We start from the raw sequence: 16,157 nt of genomic DNA on the forward strand, positions 1-16,157 counted from the left end.
CGCCCTATTGAGAGTCCCCCTTGCGATGACGCCTCTAGACACCAAGCGCCCGCTGCAGCTCAATGATCAGGGCCAGCTGCGCCACTTCCTCTCGCTCGACGGTTTGCGCCGCGAGCTGTTGACGGAAATCCTCGACACCGCCGACTCCTTCCTCGAAGTCGGCGCCCGGGCCGTGAAAAAAGTCCCGTTGCTGCGCGGCAAGACCGTGTGCAACGTGTTCTTCGAGAACTCGACCCGTACCCGCACCACCTTCGAACTGGCGGCCCAGCGGCTCTCGGCGGACGTGATCACCCTCAACGTGTCCACGTCGTCGGCGAGCAAGGGCGAGACCCTGCTCGACACCCTGCGCAACCTGGAAGCCATGGCCGCCGACATGTTCGTCGTGCGCCACGGTGACTCCGGCGCCGCGCACTTCATCGCCGAGCATGTCTGCCCGCAAGTGGCGATCATCAACGGTGGTGACGGCCGGCACGCGCACCCGACCCAGGGCATGCTCGACATGCTGACCATTCGCCGGCACAAGGGCGGTTTCGAAAACCTTTCGGTGGCCATCGTCGGCGACATCCTGCACTCGCGGGTGGCGCGTTCGAACATGCTGGCCCTGAAAACCCTCGGCTGCCCGGACATTCGCGTGATCGCACCGAAGACCCTGCTGCCGATCGGCATCGAGCAATACGGCGTGAAGGTCTACACCGACATGACCGAAGGCCTGAAGGACGTCGACGTGGTGATCATGTTGCGTCTGCAGCGTGAACGCATGACCGGCGGCCTGCTGCCGAGCGAAGGTGAGTTCTACCGCCTGTTCGGCCTGACCACCGCGCGCCTGGCCGGCGCCAAACCCGATGCCATCGTGATGCACCCGGGGCCGATCAACCGCGGCGTGGAAATCGAGTCGGCAGTGGCCGACGGTCCGCACTCGGTGATCCTCAACCAGGTGACCTACGGGATCGCCATTCGTATGGCCGTGCTGTCCATGGCCATGAGCGGGCAGACTGCGCAGCGTCAATTCGAGCAGGGCCAATTCGAACAGGAGAGCGCACAGTGAAGCTCAGCATTCTCGGCGCCCGCGTGATCGATCCGGCCAGCGGCCTGGATCAAGTGACCGATATCCACATTGAAGCCTGCAAAGTCGTCGCCCTTGGCGCGGCGCCCGCCGGTTTTGTCGCCGTCGACACGATCGACGCCAAAGGCCTGGTGGCCGCTCCCGGCCTGGTCGACCTCAACGTTGCCCTGCGCGAGCCGGGTTACAGCCGCAAAGGCTCGATTGTCAGCGAAACCCGCGCGGCGGCGGCTGGCGGTGTGACCAGCCTGTGCTGCCCGCCGAAGACCAAACCGGTGCTGGACACCTCGGCGGTGGCCGAACTGATCCTCGACCGCGCCCGTGAGGCCGGCAACACCAAAGTCTTCCCGATTGGCGCCCTGAGCAAAGGCCTGGACGGTGAACAGCTGGCCGAGCTGGTTGCCTTGCGCGACGCCGGTTGTGTGGCCTTCGGCAACGGCCTGGAGAGTTTCCGCAACACCCGCACCCTGTGCCGGGCACTGGACTACGCGGCAACGTTCGACCTGACGGTGATTTTCAACTCCCAGGATCACGACCTGGCCGAAGGCGGCCTGGCTCACGAAGGCCCGACCGCCAGTTTCCTTGGCCTGCCAGGCATCCCGGAAAGCGCCGAAACCGTCGCCCTGGCCCGGGATCTGTTGTTGGTTGAACAGACCGGCGTGCGCGCGCACTTCAGCCAGCTCACCAGTGCCCGCGGCGTGGAACTGATCGCCCAGGCCCAGGCCCGGGGCCTGAAGGTGACCGCGGATGTCGCCCTGTACCAGTTGATCCTGACCGACGAAGCCCTGATCGACTTCAGCAGCCTGTATCACGTCCAGCCGCCGCTACGCACCCGCGCCGACCGCGATGGCCTGCGCGCAGCGGTGAAATCCGGCGTGATCTCGGCCATCTCCAGCCATCACCAACCCCATGAACGTGACGCCAAGCTGGCACCGTTCGGCGCCACCGAGCCAGGCATCAGCAGCGTCGAACTGCTGCTGCCACTGGCAATGACCCTGGTCGAAGACGGCTTGCTGGACCTGCCGACGTTGCTGAAACGCCTGAGCACCGGCCCTGCCGAGGCCTTGCGCCTGCCGGCAGGCAAACTGGCAGTGGGTGGTGCTGCGGACATCGTGCTGTTCGACCCGGCGGCCTCGACCGTCGCAGGTGAAACCTGGTTGTCGAAGGGCGAGAACTGCCCGTTCATTGGCCACAGCCTGCCGGGTGTGGTGCGTTACACCCTGGTGGATGGGCGGATCAGCCACCAGGCGTAAGACCGCGTCGCCTGCCTTCGCGAGCAAGCCCGCTCCCACATTAGTTCTGTAATGAACACAGCATTTGTGAACACCAAAGATCAAATGTGGGAGCGGGCTTGCTCGCGAAGGCTTACTGGAAGGCGCCTCTGTTCTGTCCGTTACCCAGCGAAACCTGATCATTCAACGTCCAGAAGTCATATCGCCCTCCTGCCCTGCCCTCCACTGCCTTTCCCCAAACAGCACAGCCGCATCAAGAACATTTCTACAAACGATGGCGAATAAAACTACCCAACGAACAGAAACTTCTGACTTCTCATCATCTGTGCGAAAGAAACTTCGCAACATACAGAATCAGCCTACAAAGTTATTGAATGCAGATTCAACCCCCATCATTTAGCATAAAAACAGAACAAGGAAAAACCACTACCCCCCGAATACAATGACTGTACAAACAAGGAGCAATACATGAAAAATGGACTTAGCCTACCTCCTATCGTAACGAAAGGAACAACGGGAAACTCAGGCGGTTTTACAGTTAATCCCGGATTCAGCTGGGGAGTCTATGCGACGGCAGATTGGCAGGGAGCCGGTGAAGCCATCATCACCAACGACGGGCAAACTTACTCTTTACCACTGTGCGATGGCCCCGTCATTTCCTCAGCCGAAATGGATATGTTCCATACCTGGTTAGAAATGAAAAGTGGTATAAAAGCCTTTACCTATGAACTGCAAATGGTGGGTAGAGCAGTTAACAACGACGCCTTTGGCGCCATTCAAAACCTTTGGGAAATAACGGAGAGCGACAACTACCTACTAAATAACTCCTCGATCGTTACTCATGCCTACTTCAAAAACAAACTCGTAAACTTCAGTCTTGCCGACACCTTCGCTGCGCAACAAAAACTAAGCACCCTGGACGCCCTGATCAAAGTAGCATCGACAAGTCTGTACAACATCAAATATGAAACACAAACAACCGAGCTATCAGGGGGAACATTTAGCCCTGTCAAAGCATTTGCTCACTACCTATGGGGCAATGGAGAGAAGCTGCGAATCGACATAAACAATATAGGCCTTAACGTAAAGGCGGATGAAATTCCGCTACTAGCCAACACCATAGCCAGCACCAGAGAATCGGGAAGGTATTATTTATCTGACCCCAAAGTACCTTATGCCACTATTGACGACAGTAATGTCACAGGAGCCTATCTGGGACGGATAACATTGAAAATCGAAGGTGACTTCACTAGAGAAGAAAACGGGTCCTGGGTTTTTGATGGAACTGCGAAAGCTTATACAGATATATACGACTTCGACAAAAGCAACAGATCAACACTACTCGAAATTCTAACCACAGCAGGCAGGGTGTTCTCAGGAACGAGTTATGAAATCGACATAACTGGAGAACAAAAAATAAGACTGACTGGAATTGGCTTTCAGTCGGGCCCGAACTAAAAAATCCTTTAGAGTTTTCGACTATAGACTGCACTCAGGAAGAGCCAACATGAAGCCCCTCTACAAACACCTGAACCACATCTATCCAGTGCTTTTGGTGATCACATCCAGCGTAGCGATATTTACAATACTTAAAAATTTGAGTGCAGGCATTTACAACACTGATCGAGACTCAATCGGAATACCAATAGGTGCAATCCTGATTGCGGGCTTAATGTTATTTATATTTCACCTGATGCAAATATTTTTATACAGAAAATCCCGCACACACCACACCAATGACATCCTCACAAAAACAGCAGCATTAATAATTGCAATTGCATCGTTTGTGATTCTCGCCGACAGCATAAATTACTGGGCCACTCCAAATCACCTCATCATTTCCATCTTCTACAGCATCAGTACAATTGCGTTTGCAATACTTCAACTTCAATTGCTGAAAATATTTCAGTAACCATTCATAGACCGAAACTCAAACAGACGGATAGCTGGATCAGTCACCAGACTTGAAACCCTGCGGCGAGAGGGTTTGCCCCCCTCACCGCAGAAATCAACGACGCTGCGCGTTACGCACCGACACCTGGTCATTCAACGTCCAGAAGTCATACAGCACCCCGAGAAAGAACAACCCGCCGGTGAGCAGGTACAGCAGCCCGCTGATCCATTTCCCCTGATACATCCGGTGCACACCGAACACCCCGAGAAACGTCAGCAGAATCCACGCCACGTTGTATTCGATGGGCCCTGCGGTAAACCGCAGGTCAGCCTCGCGATCCATGGACGGGATCAGGAACAGGTCGATCAGCCAGCCGATGCCCAGCAAACCAAAGGTGAAGAACCAGATCGTCCCGGTCACCGGCTTGCCGTAATAGAAGCGGTGAGCGCCGGTAAATCCGAAAATCCACAGCAGATAACCGATCACTTTGCTGTGGGTGTCTTGCTGCGGATAAGTCTGTTGATAGGGGTTCATGAATGACCTCGATTCACGCGATAGATAAATATTCTTCATTTCTTTGTGACTTTTTTACAGGCACCCGACGTATGGCAAATGCTACCTTCACTCCCGTCAAAGCCTTGTAACACCGGACTTCTGTCCGACAATTGCGCCATTCTGCCGCTTTTTTGCCACCATTGTCCCCCAGGTTGAATCGACCAACGGCCTCGGAAGCGGCAAAAAAGCTGTTATAAAGTTGCGCGCTAACTTATTAAGAGCCTTGCCTAATGCGTTCATTTTTCAAGACATGGCTAACCATTTGCCTTTTGATGCCACTGGCCGCCCACGCCACCAATCGTGAGCAACGTCTTCCTAACGTTAATGGTTACACCCCAAAATCCCATGTCTCTGCTCCTTCGAGCAAAGACAAAAAAACCACTAAATATGCTCCAAGCCTGGCCAACAGCAAAAGCGGCCTGGTTCCACCGATGGGCACCAAGGAAAGCAGCGACGTGCTGAGCCGCGCCGTGAACGTCCTTGGCACCCCCTATCGTTGGGGCGGCAGCAGCCCAAGCAAAGGCTTCGATTGCAGCGGCCTGGTGAAATACGCGTTCAATGACGCCACGTTCGACCTGCCACGCACCTCCAACGCCATGGCCAGCGGTCATGGGGAGAAAGTCGATCGCAACGACCTGAAGCCGGGCGACCTGATTTTCTTCAACATCAAGAGCCGCCGGGTCAATCACGTCGCCATTTACCTGGGCAACGACCGCTTCATCCACGCGCCACGTCGCGGCAAGTCGGTGAGCATCGACACCCTGAAGAAACCGTACTGGGAAAACCACTACGTGGTTGCCAAGCGGGTTCTGCCGAAAGAGCCGAATCAGATGCGGGTTGTTCAGCGCTGATGTGAAATTTCCACCGCGATCCGGTATCGCGTTGAACACGATGGCCCCTTCGCGATCCGACTTGCTCGCGAAGAGGCCCTTGAAAGCACCACAAATCCTCCTCAAAACCCATCCGGCGACCGCGCTTTCTCCAGCGCATGATCACGACTGATCAACCCCCTGTTCACCAGGTTTTTCAAGCTCATATCCAGCGTCTGCATGCCCAACGCCCCTCCCGACTGAATCGCCGAGTACATCTGCGCCACCTTGTCCTCGCGGATCAGGTTGCGGATCGCCGACGTCCCCAGCATGATCTCGTGGGCCGCGATGCGCCCGCCGCCGACCTTCTTCACCAGCGTCTGGGACACCACCGCCAGCAGCGACTCGGAGAGCATCGAGCGCACCATTGACTTCTCGTCCCCCGGAAACACGTCCACCACCCGGTCAATGGTCTTGGCCGCCGACGTGGTGTGCAGCGTGCCGAACACCAGATGGCCGGTTTCGGCGGCGGTCAACGCCAGACGTATGGTTTCCAGATCGCGCATCTCCCCCACCAGAATCACGTCCGGATCCTCCCGCAACGCCGAGCGCAAGGCCGTGGCGAAGCTGCGGGTATCGCGGTGGACCTCACGCTGGTTGATCAGGCACTTGCGTGGCTCGTGGACAAACTCGATAGGGTCTTCAATGGTGAGGATGTGGTGATGGCGATGGTTATTGAGGTAGTCGATCATCGCCGCCAGCGTGGTGGATTTGCCGGAACCGGTCGGGCCGGTCACCAGCACCAGGCCACGGGGAGCGTCGGTCATTTTGCGAAACACCTCTCCCATGCCCAGTTCGTCCATGCTCTGCACTTTCGCCGGAATTGTGCGAAACACCGCACCCGCGCCACGGCTCTGATTGAACGCATTGGCCCGAAAACGCGCCACACCGGGCACTTCAAAGGAAAAATCGATTTCCAGATGCTTCTCAAAGTCCGCCCGCTGGGTGTCATTCATGATGGCATCGATCAGCGCCCGCACCTGTTGGTGGTCCAGGGCCGGCAGGTTGATGCGCCGCACATCGCCATCCACCCGAATCATCGGTGGCAGGCCAGCAGACAAATGCAGATCCGATGCCCCCTGTTTGGCGCTGAACGCCAGCAGCTCAGTGATATCCATAGCGCCTCTCAATTCCAGTAGAATGCCGCGAACCTTCAAACCGCTGGCGCCTCTTGATGTCCACCATAGCAGACAACATTCTCGAAGTTAGTTCGCGCATCCATGCCGCAACACTTGCCGCCAATCGCGCCGAAAACAGTGTCCATCTGCTGGCCGTGAGCAAGACCAAACCTGCACAGGACCTGCGTGAAGCCTACGCCGCCGGCCTGCGCGACTTTGGCGAGAATTACCTGCAGGAAGCGCTGGGCAAACAGCTTGAACTGGCCGACCTGCCCTTGATCTGGCACTTCATCGGCCCCATTCAATCGAACAAGACTCGTGCTATCGCCGAGCACTTCGACTGGGTGCACTCCGTGGATCGTCTGAAAATCGCACAACGCCTGTCCGAACAACGTCCTGCCGATTTGCCGCCCCTGAATATCTGCATTCAGGTCAACGTCAGCGGTGAAGCCAGCAAATCCGGCTGCACCCCGGCCGACCTGCCGGCCCTGGCCAGTGCCATCAGCGCCTTGCCGCGCCTGACGTTGCGCGGGCTGATGGCCATCCCTGAGCCGACCGAAGATCGCGCCGCCCAGGACGCCGCGTTTGCGGCCGTGCAAAGCCTGCAAGCCAGCCTGAATCTGCCACTCGACACACTTTCCATGGGCATGAGCCACGACCTTGAGTCGGCCATTGCCCAGGGCGCCACCTGGGTCCGTATCGGTACGGCCCTGTTTGGCGCCCGCGATTACGATCGGCCATAACCCATGACCGACTCTCTTCTTTATAAGGACCTGACATGAGCAAGACGCGTATTGCCTTTATCGGTGCCGGCAACATGGCCGCCAGCCTGATCGGCGGCCTGCGGGCCAAGGGTCTGGAAGCCGCGCAGATCCGCGCCAGCGATCCGGGCGAAGAAACCCGCGCCCGCGTGAGCGCTGAACACGGCATCGAAACCTTCGCCGACAACGCCCAGGCCATCGACGGCGCCGACGTCGTCGTCCTTGCGGTCAAGCCGCAGGCGATGAAAGCCGTGTGCGAAGCGATTCGCCCAAGCCTCAAGCCCCATCAACTGGTGGTGTCGATCGCCGCAGGCATCACCTGCGCCAGCATGAACAACTGGCTTGGCGCCCAACCGATCGTACGCTGCATGCCCAACACCCCGGCGCTGGTGCGTCAGGGCGCGAGCGGCCTGTTCGCTACCGCTGAAGTGACCGCCGAACAGCGTCAGCAAGCCCAGGAGCTGCTGTCCGCAGTCGGCATCGCCTTATGGCTCAATGAAGAGCAGCAACTGGATGCCGTCACCGCCGTTTCCGGCTCAGGCCCGGCGTATTTCTTCCTGCTGATCGAGGCCATGACCGCCGCCGGCGTGAAACTTGGCCTGCCGGCAGATATCGCCGCGCAACTGACCTTGCAAACTGCACTGGGCGCTGCGCACATGGCGGTCTCTAGCGACGTCGACGCGGCCGAGCTGCGCCGCCGTGTCACCTCCCCTGCGGGCACCACGGAAGCTGCAATCAAGTCGTTCCAGGCCAATGGCTTTGAAGCCCTGGTCGAAAAAGCACTCGGCGCTGCCGCGCATCGCTCGGCCGAGATGGCCGAACAACTGGGTCAATAAGGAGCTTTTCATGATTGGATTGAACACCGCAGCGGTCTACGTGCTGCAAACCCTCGGCAGCCTGTACCTGCTGATCGTGCTGATGCGCTTCGTGCTGCAACTGGTGCGGGCGAACTTCTACAACCCGATCTGCCAGTTCATCGTCAAGGCCACCCAGCCGCTGCTCAAGCCGCTGCGCCGGATCATCCCGAGCGTGTTCGGCCTGGACATGTCCTCGCTGGTGCTGGCGATCCTGGTGCAACTGGCCCTGATGGCCCTGACCCTGTTGTTGACCTACGGCACCACCGGCAATCCGCTGCAACTGCTGATCTGGTCGCTCATCGGTGTGACCGCGCTATTCCTGAACATCTTCTTCTTTGCCCTGATCATCAGCGTGATCCTGTCCTGGGTCGCACCGGGCAGCCATAACCCGGGCGCCGAACTGGTGAACGACATCTGCGAGCCGGCCCTGGCGCCGTTCCGCAAGTTCCTGCCGAACCTGGGCGGGCTTGATCTGTCGCCGATCTTTGCGTTCCTGGCAATCAAACTGGTCGACATGCTGGTGATCAACAACCTCGCCGCCTTGACCATGATGCCGGAAATCCTCCGCGTGTTGATCTGACCCGGTGAGCTGGTTTCGCTGGGACGGTGACGACCTGATTCTGGAGTGTCACCTGCAACCGGCAGCCCGTAGCGATGACTTCGCCGGGCTGCACGGTGATCGCCTTAAGATCCGCCTGACCGCGCCGCCAGTCGAGGGCAAGGCCAACGCGTATCTGATGGCGTTTCTGGCCAAGGCGTTTGGCGTGTCCAAAAGCCAGGTCAGTTTGATCAGTGGCGAGTTGAACCGGCAGAAACGGGTGCGAATTTGCTCGCCGAAGAAGTTGCCGGCCCTACCTGATCTGGTGCGTCCAGCCTGATCCACCGAGTCGCCTCATTCGCGAGCAAGCCCGCTCCCACAGGGGAATGCGTTCCTCTGTGGGAGCGGGCTTGCTCGCGAATGACGCACCTCGGTCTTACTGAAAGAAATCAGGCCCGGCCTTTGCTTGCCGCTAACCCCAGCGGTCTTTAGACTTACGCCTCATTTCAATGAGAGCAGGGTCGATGCCAGCTGCCTTTCCCCCCGATTCTGTTGGTCTGGTGACGCCGCAAGTGGCGCACTTCAGCGAGCCGCTGGCTTTGGCCTGTGGGCGTTCGCTCCCGGCCTATGACCTGATCTACGAAACCTACGGCACGCTCAACGCCAGGGCGAGCAACGCCGTGCTGATCTGCCACGCCTTGTCCGGGCACCACCACGCTGCTGGCTACCACAGCGCCGACGACCGTAAACCCGGTTGGTGGGACAGCTGCATCGGCCCCGGCAAGCCAATCGACACCAACAAATTCTTCGTGGTCAGCCTGAACAACCTCGGCGGCTGCAACGGCTCCACCGGCCCGAGCAGTATCAACCCGGACACCGGCAAGCCGTTCGGCGCCGATTTTCCGGTATTGACCGTCGAAGATTGGGTGCACAGTCAGGCGCGCCTGGCCGATCGTCTCGGCATCGCCCAGTTCGCGGCCGTGATCGGCGGCAGCCTCGGCGGCATGCAAGCGATGCAATGGAGCATCACCTACCCCGACCGCATCCGTCACTGCCTGGCCATTGCCTCGGCCCCCAAGCTGTCGGCACAGAACATCGCGTTCAACGAAGTGGCACGCCAGGCGATCCTCACCGACCCTGAATTCCACGGCGGTTCGTTCCAGGAACAAGGCGTGATCCCCAAGCGCGGCCTGATGCTGGCACGCATGGTCGGGCACATCACTTACCTGTCCGACGACTCCATGGGCGAAAAATTCGGCCGTGGGCTGAAGAGCGAGAAGCTCAACTACGACTTCCACAGCGTCGAATTCCAGGTCGAAAGCTACCTGCGCTATCAGGGCGAAGAGTTCTCCGGGCGCTTTGACGCCAACACGTACCTGTTGATGACCAAGGCGCTCGATTACTTCGATCCGGCGGCGAACTTCGACGATAACCTGGCGAAAACCTTTGAAGGTGCCAAAGCCAAGTTCTGCGTGATGTCGTTCACCACCGACTGGCGCTTCTCCCCTGCCCGCTCGCGGGAACTGGTGGACGCGCTGATGGCCGCGCGCAAGGACGTCTGCTACCTCGAGATCGACGCACCGCAAGGCCACGACGCCTTCCTGATTCCGATCCCGCGCTACCTGCAGGCGTTCGGCAATTACATGAACCGCATTACGTTGTGAGAAAGCCATGAGAGCTGATCTGGAAATCATCCAGGAATGGATCCCCGCCGGCAGCCGCGTGCTCGACCTCGGGTGCGGCGATGGCGAACTGCTGACCTGGCTGCGCGACAACAAGCAGGTCACCGGTTACGGCCTGGAAAACGACGCCGACAACATTGCAGAGTGCGTGGCCAAGGGCATCAACGTCATCGAACAGGACCTGGACAAGGGCCTGGGCAACTTCGCCAGCAACAGTTTCGACATCGTGGTCATGACCCAGGCGCTGCAAGCCGTGCATTACCCGGACAAGATCCTCGAAGAAATGCTGCGCGTCGGCCGTCAGTGCATCATCACCTTCCCGAATTTCGGTCACTGGCGCTGCCGCTGGTACCTGGCGAGCAAGGGCCGGATGCCGGTTTCCGAGTTCCTGCCGTACACCTGGTACAACACGCCGAACATCCACTTCTGCACCTTCGCGGACTTTGAAGCCTTGTGTCGCGAACGTGAAGCGAAGGTCATTGATCGGCTTGCCGTGGATCAACAGCATCGGCACGGGTGGGCCAGTAAGCTATGGCCTAATCTGTTAGGTGAGATCGGAATCTACCGCGTCAGCAGTCCGGGACTTTCCGACCACAAGGTCGCGGTCTGATCCACCCTACTTCAAGGAGAACGATCATGGGTCGTCTTGCTTTGTTTCTACTCACTGCCTGCCTGAGCGTCACCGCCATGGGCGCCGAAGCCATCAAGGGCGAACGCCAGGAAACCTTCGGTGACGTGACGGTGCACTACAACACCTTCAACTCCACCTACCTGACCCCGGACATTGCCAAGTCCGCCGAACTGGTCCGCAGCAAGAACCAGGGCGTGATCAATATCTCGGTGCTCAAGGAAGGCAAGCCACTGATGGCCCAGGTGAGCGGTTCGGTCAAAGACCTGACCAGCCAGACCGTGCCACTGAAGTTCAAACAGATCACCGAACAAGGCGCGATCTACTACATCGCGCAATATCCGGTGGATCAGCAGGAAGTCCGCACCTTCGAGATCAAGGTGCAGACCGGTGACAAAATCAACACCATCAATTTCAACCAAGAGCTTTTCCCTGGCCAATGATCAACTTCACGCAACTCGTATTGGCCAGCCATAACGCCGGCAAACTCAAGGAACTCCAGGCCATGCTCGGGGAGGCGGTGCATCTGCGCTCGATCGGCGAGTTCAGCAGCGTCGAGCCTGAAGAAACCGGTCTGTCGTTCGTCGAGAACGCCATCCTCAAGGCCCGTAATGCCGCGCGCATTTCCGGTTTGCCGGCGCTGGCCGACGATTCCGGGCTGGCGGTGGATTTCCTCGGTGGTGCGCCTGGCATTTATTCGGCGCGCTATGCCGACGGCAAGGGCGATGCAGCGAACAACGCCAAGCTCCTCGACGTGCTGAAAGACGTACCTGAAGCCGAGCGTGGGGCGCAGTTCGTCTGCGTGCTGGCACTGGTACGTCACGCCGACGATCCGTTGCCGATCCTGTGCGAAGGTTTGTGGCACGGGCGAATCCTGAACCAGGCCAGCGGCGAACACGGTTTTGGCTACGACCCGCTGTTCTGGGTGCCGGAGCGCAATTGCTCCAGCGCCGAACTGAGCCCTGCCGACAAGAACCAGATCAGCCACCGCGCCCGTGCAATGGATCTGCTGCGCCAGCGTCTGGGCTTGAAATGACCCGTGAATCATCCGCGTCGCCGCTGATCTTCGGCGGCGATGCTTCATCGCCCCGGGCGGCACTGCCTGTGTTGCCGCCCCTGGCGCTGTACATCCACATCCCGTGGTGTGTGCGCAAATGCCCTTATTGCGACTTCAACTCCCACACCGCCAGCCCTGTGCTGCCGGAAGAAGAGTATGTCGACGCGTTGCTGGCCGATCTCGACCAGGACCTGCACGCCGTCCATGGCCGTGAACTGAGCTCGATCTTCTTTGGTGGTGGCACGCCCAGCCTGTTCAGTGCCGATTCCCTGGGTCGCTTGCTCAAAGGCGTCGAACAACGTATCCCCTTTGCCAGCGACATCGAAATCACGTTGGAAGCCAATCCGGGGACGTTCGAGCAAGACAAGTTCGTGGCGTACCGGAAGCTGGGGATCAATCGCCTGTCGATCGGCATCCAGAGTTTTCAGCAGGAAAAACTCCAGGCCCTGGGCCGGATCCACAACGGCGACGAAGCCGTACGCGCCGCCGGCATGGCGCGGCAGGCCGGCTTCGATAACTTCAATCTGGACTTGATGCATGGCCTGCCGAATCAGTCCCTGGACGATGCCTTGGCCGACCTGCGCACAGCCATCGCCCTGAAACCGACACACCTGTCGTGGTATCAACTGACCCTGGAACCGAACACGGTGTTCTGGAACCAGCCGCCGACATTGCCGGAAGACGACACGCTGTGGGACATCCAGGAGGCCGGGCAAGCGCTGCTGGCCGAACACGGTTACGCACAGTACGAAGTCTCGGCCTATGCCCTGCCCGGTCGCCCGGCGCGACACAACCTCAACTACTGGAGTTTTGGCGACTTCATCGGCATCGGTGCCGGTGCCCACGGCAAGCTCAGTCACCCGGACGGGCGCATTGTCCGCACCTGGAAAACCCGCCTGCCGAAGGATTACCTGAATCCGGCGAAAAGCTTCAAGGCTGGCGAGAAAGCGCTGACCAACGACGAAATGCCGTTCGAATTCCTGATGAACGCGCTGCGCCTGACTGAAGGCGTCGAATCGCGGCTGTACCCTGAACGTACCGGCATGCCCCTGGAAAGCCTTGCTGAAGGCCGACGTGAAGCCGAACAAAGCGGCCTGTTGCAGGTCGAACCGTCACGTCTGGTAGCCACGATGCGCGGACAACTCTTCCTCAACGACTTGCTGCAGAAATTTCTGACATAAGGAAATCGAATGGATTTGGTACTCGACCTGCTTGCCACCGTGTCTCGCTGGAGCCGCAGCAACCTCTCGGAAATCGCCCTGGCCCTGGTGGGCTGCCTGCTGGTGCTGTTTGGTGCGGATTTCAAAGGCTGGGTCGAGCAGCGCCTGGGCAGCATCGCCGGCGCCTTGCGCGTGCCGCTGATGTCCCTGCTGTGCATGATCGGCAGCGGCGCGGCGCTGATCTACGCCACGCCATGGGTCGTACGCGGCTTGAGCCAGTTCAACAACTACAGCCTGGCGCCGGTGTTGTTGGTGGTGTTGGTGCTCATCGGCGTCGTAGCAGACCGCCGCTGACTCTTTTGCCGAATACAAAACAACTGTGGGAGCGGGCTTGCTCGCGAAGGCGGTGTATCAGACAACATTAATGTCGACTGACACGACGCCTTCGCGAGCAAGCCCGCTCCCACAGGTTTTTACGCCAGTTTTTCGAACTTCAAATCCCAAACGCCATGCCCAAGACGCTCACCACGGCGTTCGAACTTGGTGATCGGGCGCTCGGCCGGGCGCGGTACGCACTTGCCGTCTTCGGCCAGGTTGCGATAGCCCGGGGCAACGTTCATCACCTCCAGCATGTATTCGGCGTACGGTTCCCAGTCGGTGGCCATGTGCAGAATGCCGCCGACCTTCAACTTGCTGCGCACCAGTTCGGCGAAGGACGCCTGGACGATACGGCGCTTGTGGTGACGGCTCTTGTGCCACGGATCCGGGAAAAACAGCATCAGGCGATCAAGGCTGTTATCGGCCACGCAGCGGTTGAGCACTTCGATCGCATCGCAATCGTAGACCCGCAGGTTGGTCAGGCCTTGCGTCAGCACGCCATTGAGCAGCGCCCCGACACCCGGACGGTGAACCTCGACGCCGATGAAGTCCTGGTCCGGCGCAGCCGCTGCCATTTCCAGCAACGAATGGCCCATGCCGAAACCGATTTCCAGCGAGCGCGGTGCCGAGCGACCGAACACCTGGTCGAAATCCACCGGCGCGTCAGCCAGCGGCAGTACGAACAGCGGCGCGCCCTGCTCCAGGCCGCGTTGCTGGCCTTCGGTCATGCGCCCGGCGCGCATCACGAAACTCTTGATGCGGCGGTGTTGGCGCTCGTCGCCTTCTTCCGTCTGGATTGGCGTGTCGTTCGATTCAGTCATCAATGGCTCTTACTTGATCAGACCATCCAGCGGCGAAGAGGCGCTGGCATAGAGTTTTTTCGGCATACGGCCGGCGAGGTAAGCCAGGCGGCCTGCGACGATCGCATGTTTCATGGCTTCAGCCATCATGACCGGCTGCTGGGCGTGAGCGATGGCCGAGTTCATCAGCACAGCATCACAACCCAGTTCCATGGCGATGGTGGCGTCGGAAGCGGTACCGACGCCGGCATCCACCAGTACCGGGATTTTGGCTTCTTCGAGGATGATCTGCAGGTTGTATGGATTGCAGATCCCCAGACCCGAACCAATCAAACCCGCGAGCGGCATGACGGCGATGCAGCCGATTTCCGCCAGTTGCCGGGCGATGATCGGGTCATCACTGGTGTAGACCATCACGTCGAAGCCTTCCTTGACCAGCGTTTCGGCGGCCCTGAGGGTTTCGATCACGTTGGGAAACAGGGTTTTCTGGTCGGCCAGCACTTCCAGCTTCACCAGGTTGTGTCCATCGAGCAGCTCACGGGCCAGGCGGCAGGTGCGCACGGCTTCGATGGCGTCGTAGCAACCGGCAGTGTTCGGCAGGAAGGTGTAGCGATCCGGCGACAGCACTTCGAGCAGGTTCGGCTCGCCCTCGATCTGGCCGAGGTTGGTACGGCGCACGGCGAAAGTCACGATCTCGGCACCCGAGGCTTCGATGGCCAGGCGGGTTTCTTCCATGTCCCGGTACTTGCCGGTACCGACCAGCAAACGCGACTGGTAAGTACGACCGGCCAGGACGAAAGGCTTGTCGCTACGAACGATGCTCATGGGAAATCCTCTGTAGGGGTGAGGTACTTGCAGAATTCTGTGGCCACTCGGCCGAGGCTACTAGCCGCCACCGATGGCGTGCACCACTTCGACGGTATCGCCGTCGTTCAACGCGGTGTCTGCATGCTGACTGCGCGGGACGATATCCAGATTGAGTTCGACCGCCACCCGGCGTCCGGTCAGGTCCAGACGGGTCAGCAGGGCCGCAACGGTTTCACCGTCGGGCAGTTCAAAGGATTCGCCGTTCAACTGAATGCGCATGCCGGATGCCGCCATCATTTTTAGGGGCAGGCATTCTAGCTTGATCATGACCTAAAGGTCAGCAACAAGCGTCAAGCGGTAGGTTACAAACGCCAGGCGGCCAGGCCCAGGCAAAACCAGCCCACCAGGAAGGCCAGGCCACCGAACGGGGTGATGATGCCGAGCTTGCTGATGCCCGTCAGCGTCAATACATACAGGCTGCCGGAGAACAGCAGGATACCGATGGCAAACGATGCGCAGGCCCAAGTGGCGAGTCGACCGGGAATTTGCGTGGCCAGCGCAGCGACACCGAGCAGCGCCAGGGCATGCACCAGTTGATAGGTGACGCCGGTATGGAAGATCGCCAGGTACTCGGCGCTCAAGCGGCTTTTCAGGCCGTGGGCGGCAAAGGCCCCGAGACCGACACCGGTGAAGCCGAAAAAAGCGGCCAACATCAGAAAGCCACGCAGCATGCAGAACTCCAGTCAGTTTCGATCCAAAGG

21 protein-coding genes are annotated in these 16,157 nt (G+C 59.2%); 15 read left to right on the forward strand and 6 right to left on the reverse strand.

The window, feature by feature from the left end:
- Positions 1-25 precede the first annotated feature (25 nt).
- From AC3WN7_RS05630 to AC3WN7_RS05645, 4 genes are all read left to right on the forward strand, one after another.
- The gene (locus AC3WN7_RS05630) at positions 26-1,045 is read left to right on the forward strand and encodes an aspartate carbamoyltransferase catalytic subunit (RefSeq protein ID WP_007975410.1); all 1,020 of its coding nucleotides are present in this window, start codon (positions 26-28) and stop codon (positions 1,043-1,045) included.
- Complete coding sequence (locus AC3WN7_RS05635) at positions 1,042-2,313, forward strand: dihydroorotase (RefSeq protein WP_095964201.1); 1,272 nt, start codon at positions 1,042-1,044, stop codon at positions 2,311-2,313. The genes AC3WN7_RS05630 and AC3WN7_RS05635 overlap by 4 nt, the downstream gene beginning before the upstream one ends.
- Before the next feature lie 447 nt (positions 2,314-2,760).
- The gene (locus tag AC3WN7_RS05640; RefSeq protein ID WP_146022346.1) at positions 2,761-3,750 is read left to right on the forward strand and encodes a lipid II-degrading bacteriocin; all 990 of its coding nucleotides are present in this window, start codon (positions 2,761-2,763) and stop codon (positions 3,748-3,750) included.
- A 49-nt stretch (positions 3,751-3,799) separates the two neighbouring features.
- The gene (locus tag AC3WN7_RS05645) at positions 3,800-4,204 is read left to right on the forward strand and encodes a hypothetical protein (protein ID WP_102673462.1); all 405 of its coding nucleotides are present in this window, start codon (positions 3,800-3,802) and stop codon (positions 4,202-4,204) included.
- Between the two features lie 96 nt (positions 4,205-4,300).
- Here AC3WN7_RS05645 and AC3WN7_RS05650 read toward each other — a convergent pair whose 3' ends face one another.
- Complete coding sequence (locus AC3WN7_RS05650; RefSeq protein WP_015097203.1) at positions 4,301-4,720, reverse strand: NINE protein; 420 nt, start codon at positions 4,718-4,720, stop codon at positions 4,301-4,303.
- Positions 4,721-4,971: 251 nt separating this feature from the next.
- Between AC3WN7_RS05650 and AC3WN7_RS05655 the strand changes: the two genes are divergently transcribed.
- The gene (locus AC3WN7_RS05655; RefSeq protein ID WP_095964204.1) at positions 4,972-5,592 is read left to right on the forward strand and encodes a C40 family peptidase; all 621 of its coding nucleotides are present in this window, start codon (positions 4,972-4,974) and stop codon (positions 5,590-5,592) included.
- 101 nt (positions 5,593-5,693) lie between these two features.
- Here AC3WN7_RS05655 and AC3WN7_RS05660 read toward each other — a convergent pair whose 3' ends face one another.
- On the reverse strand, positions 5,694-6,728 hold the full coding sequence (locus AC3WN7_RS05660; protein ID WP_102673463.1) for a type IV pilus twitching motility protein PilT: 1,035 nt from the start codon (positions 6,726-6,728) through the stop codon (positions 5,694-5,696).
- A gap of 56 nt (positions 6,729-6,784) precedes the next feature.
- Here AC3WN7_RS05660 and AC3WN7_RS05665 point away from each other — a divergent pair, with 56 nt between their 5' ends.
- The 10 genes from AC3WN7_RS05665 (at position 6,785) to AC3WN7_RS05710 (ending at position 13,765) form a co-directional block, all read left to right on the forward strand.
- Entirely contained in the window at positions 6,785-7,471 is a 687-nt protein-coding gene (locus AC3WN7_RS05665) for a YggS family pyridoxal phosphate-dependent enzyme (RefSeq protein ID WP_015097206.1), read from the forward strand.
- 35 nt (positions 7,472-7,506) lie between these two features.
- The gene (proC, locus tag AC3WN7_RS05670) at positions 7,507-8,325 is read left to right on the forward strand and encodes a pyrroline-5-carboxylate reductase (RefSeq protein ID WP_102673464.1); all 819 of its coding nucleotides are present in this window, start codon (positions 7,507-7,509) and stop codon (positions 8,323-8,325) included.
- 10 nt (positions 8,326-8,335) lie between these two features.
- Entirely contained in the window at positions 8,336-8,926 is a 591-nt protein-coding gene (locus AC3WN7_RS05675; RefSeq protein WP_095964207.1) for a YggT family protein, read from the forward strand.
- A gap of 4 nt (positions 8,927-8,930) precedes the next feature.
- Positions 8,931-9,224: a DUF167 domain-containing protein gene (locus AC3WN7_RS05680; RefSeq protein WP_095964208.1), complete on the forward strand. Its 294-nt coding sequence runs from the start codon at positions 8,931-8,933 to the stop codon at positions 9,222-9,224.
- 184 nt (positions 9,225-9,408) lie between these two features.
- The gene (gene metX, locus AC3WN7_RS05685) at positions 9,409-10,548 is read left to right on the forward strand and encodes a homoserine O-succinyltransferase MetX (RefSeq protein ID WP_095964209.1); all 1,140 of its coding nucleotides are present in this window, start codon (positions 9,409-9,411) and stop codon (positions 10,546-10,548) included.
- Positions 10,549-10,555: 7 nt separating this feature from the next.
- Positions 10,556-11,176: a methionine biosynthesis protein MetW gene (gene metW, locus AC3WN7_RS05690; protein WP_007975398.1), complete on the forward strand. Its 621-nt coding sequence runs from the start codon at positions 10,556-10,558 to the stop codon at positions 11,174-11,176.
- A 26-nt stretch (positions 11,177-11,202) separates the two neighbouring features.
- A complete protein-coding gene (locus AC3WN7_RS05695; protein WP_095964210.1) occupies positions 11,203-11,637 on the forward strand; it encodes a DUF4426 domain-containing protein in 435 nt (144 codons plus the stop codon).
- Positions 11,634-12,230: an RdgB/HAM1 family non-canonical purine NTP pyrophosphatase gene (gene rdgB / locus AC3WN7_RS05700; protein ID WP_095964211.1), complete on the forward strand. Its 597-nt coding sequence runs from the start codon at positions 11,634-11,636 to the stop codon at positions 12,228-12,230. Before AC3WN7_RS05695 ends, rdgB begins: the two co-directional genes overlap by 4 nt.
- Positions 12,227-13,432 (forward strand): radical SAM family heme chaperone HemW, encoded by a 1,206-nt coding sequence (gene hemW, locus AC3WN7_RS05705; protein WP_095964212.1) that lies wholly within the window; start codon positions 12,227-12,229, stop codon positions 13,430-13,432. The genes rdgB and hemW overlap by 4 nt, the downstream gene beginning before the upstream one ends.
- A 9-nt stretch (positions 13,433-13,441) precedes the next feature.
- Entirely contained in the window at positions 13,442-13,765 is a 324-nt protein-coding gene (locus AC3WN7_RS05710) for a DUF3392 domain-containing protein (protein WP_007987827.1), read from the forward strand.
- Positions 13,766-13,884: 119 nt separating this feature from the next.
- Here AC3WN7_RS05710 and trmB read toward each other — a convergent pair whose 3' ends face one another.
- The 4 genes from trmB to AC3WN7_RS05730 form a co-directional block, all read right to left on the reverse strand.
- On the reverse strand, positions 13,885-14,610 hold the full coding sequence (gene trmB / locus AC3WN7_RS05715; RefSeq protein WP_057398140.1) for a tRNA (guanosine(46)-N7)-methyltransferase TrmB: 726 nt from the start codon (positions 14,608-14,610) through the stop codon (positions 13,885-13,887).
- A 9-nt stretch (positions 14,611-14,619) separates the two neighbouring features.
- The gene (locus AC3WN7_RS05720) at positions 14,620-15,414 is read right to left on the reverse strand and encodes a thiazole synthase (protein WP_102673465.1); all 795 of its coding nucleotides are present in this window, start codon (positions 15,412-15,414) and stop codon (positions 14,620-14,622) included.
- 60 nt (positions 15,415-15,474) lie between these two features.
- Complete coding sequence (gene thiS, locus AC3WN7_RS05725; RefSeq protein ID WP_162130672.1) at positions 15,475-15,675, reverse strand: sulfur carrier protein ThiS; 201 nt, start codon at positions 15,673-15,675, stop codon at positions 15,475-15,477.
- Between the two features lie 83 nt (positions 15,676-15,758).
- Positions 15,759-16,127 (reverse strand): DUF423 domain-containing protein, encoded by a 369-nt coding sequence (locus AC3WN7_RS05730; RefSeq protein WP_007995465.1) that lies wholly within the window; start codon positions 16,125-16,127, stop codon positions 15,759-15,761.
- Positions 16,128-16,157: the final 30 nt, after the last annotated feature.

It is taken from the genome of Pseudomonas sp. FW305-70 (assembly GCF_058783925.1).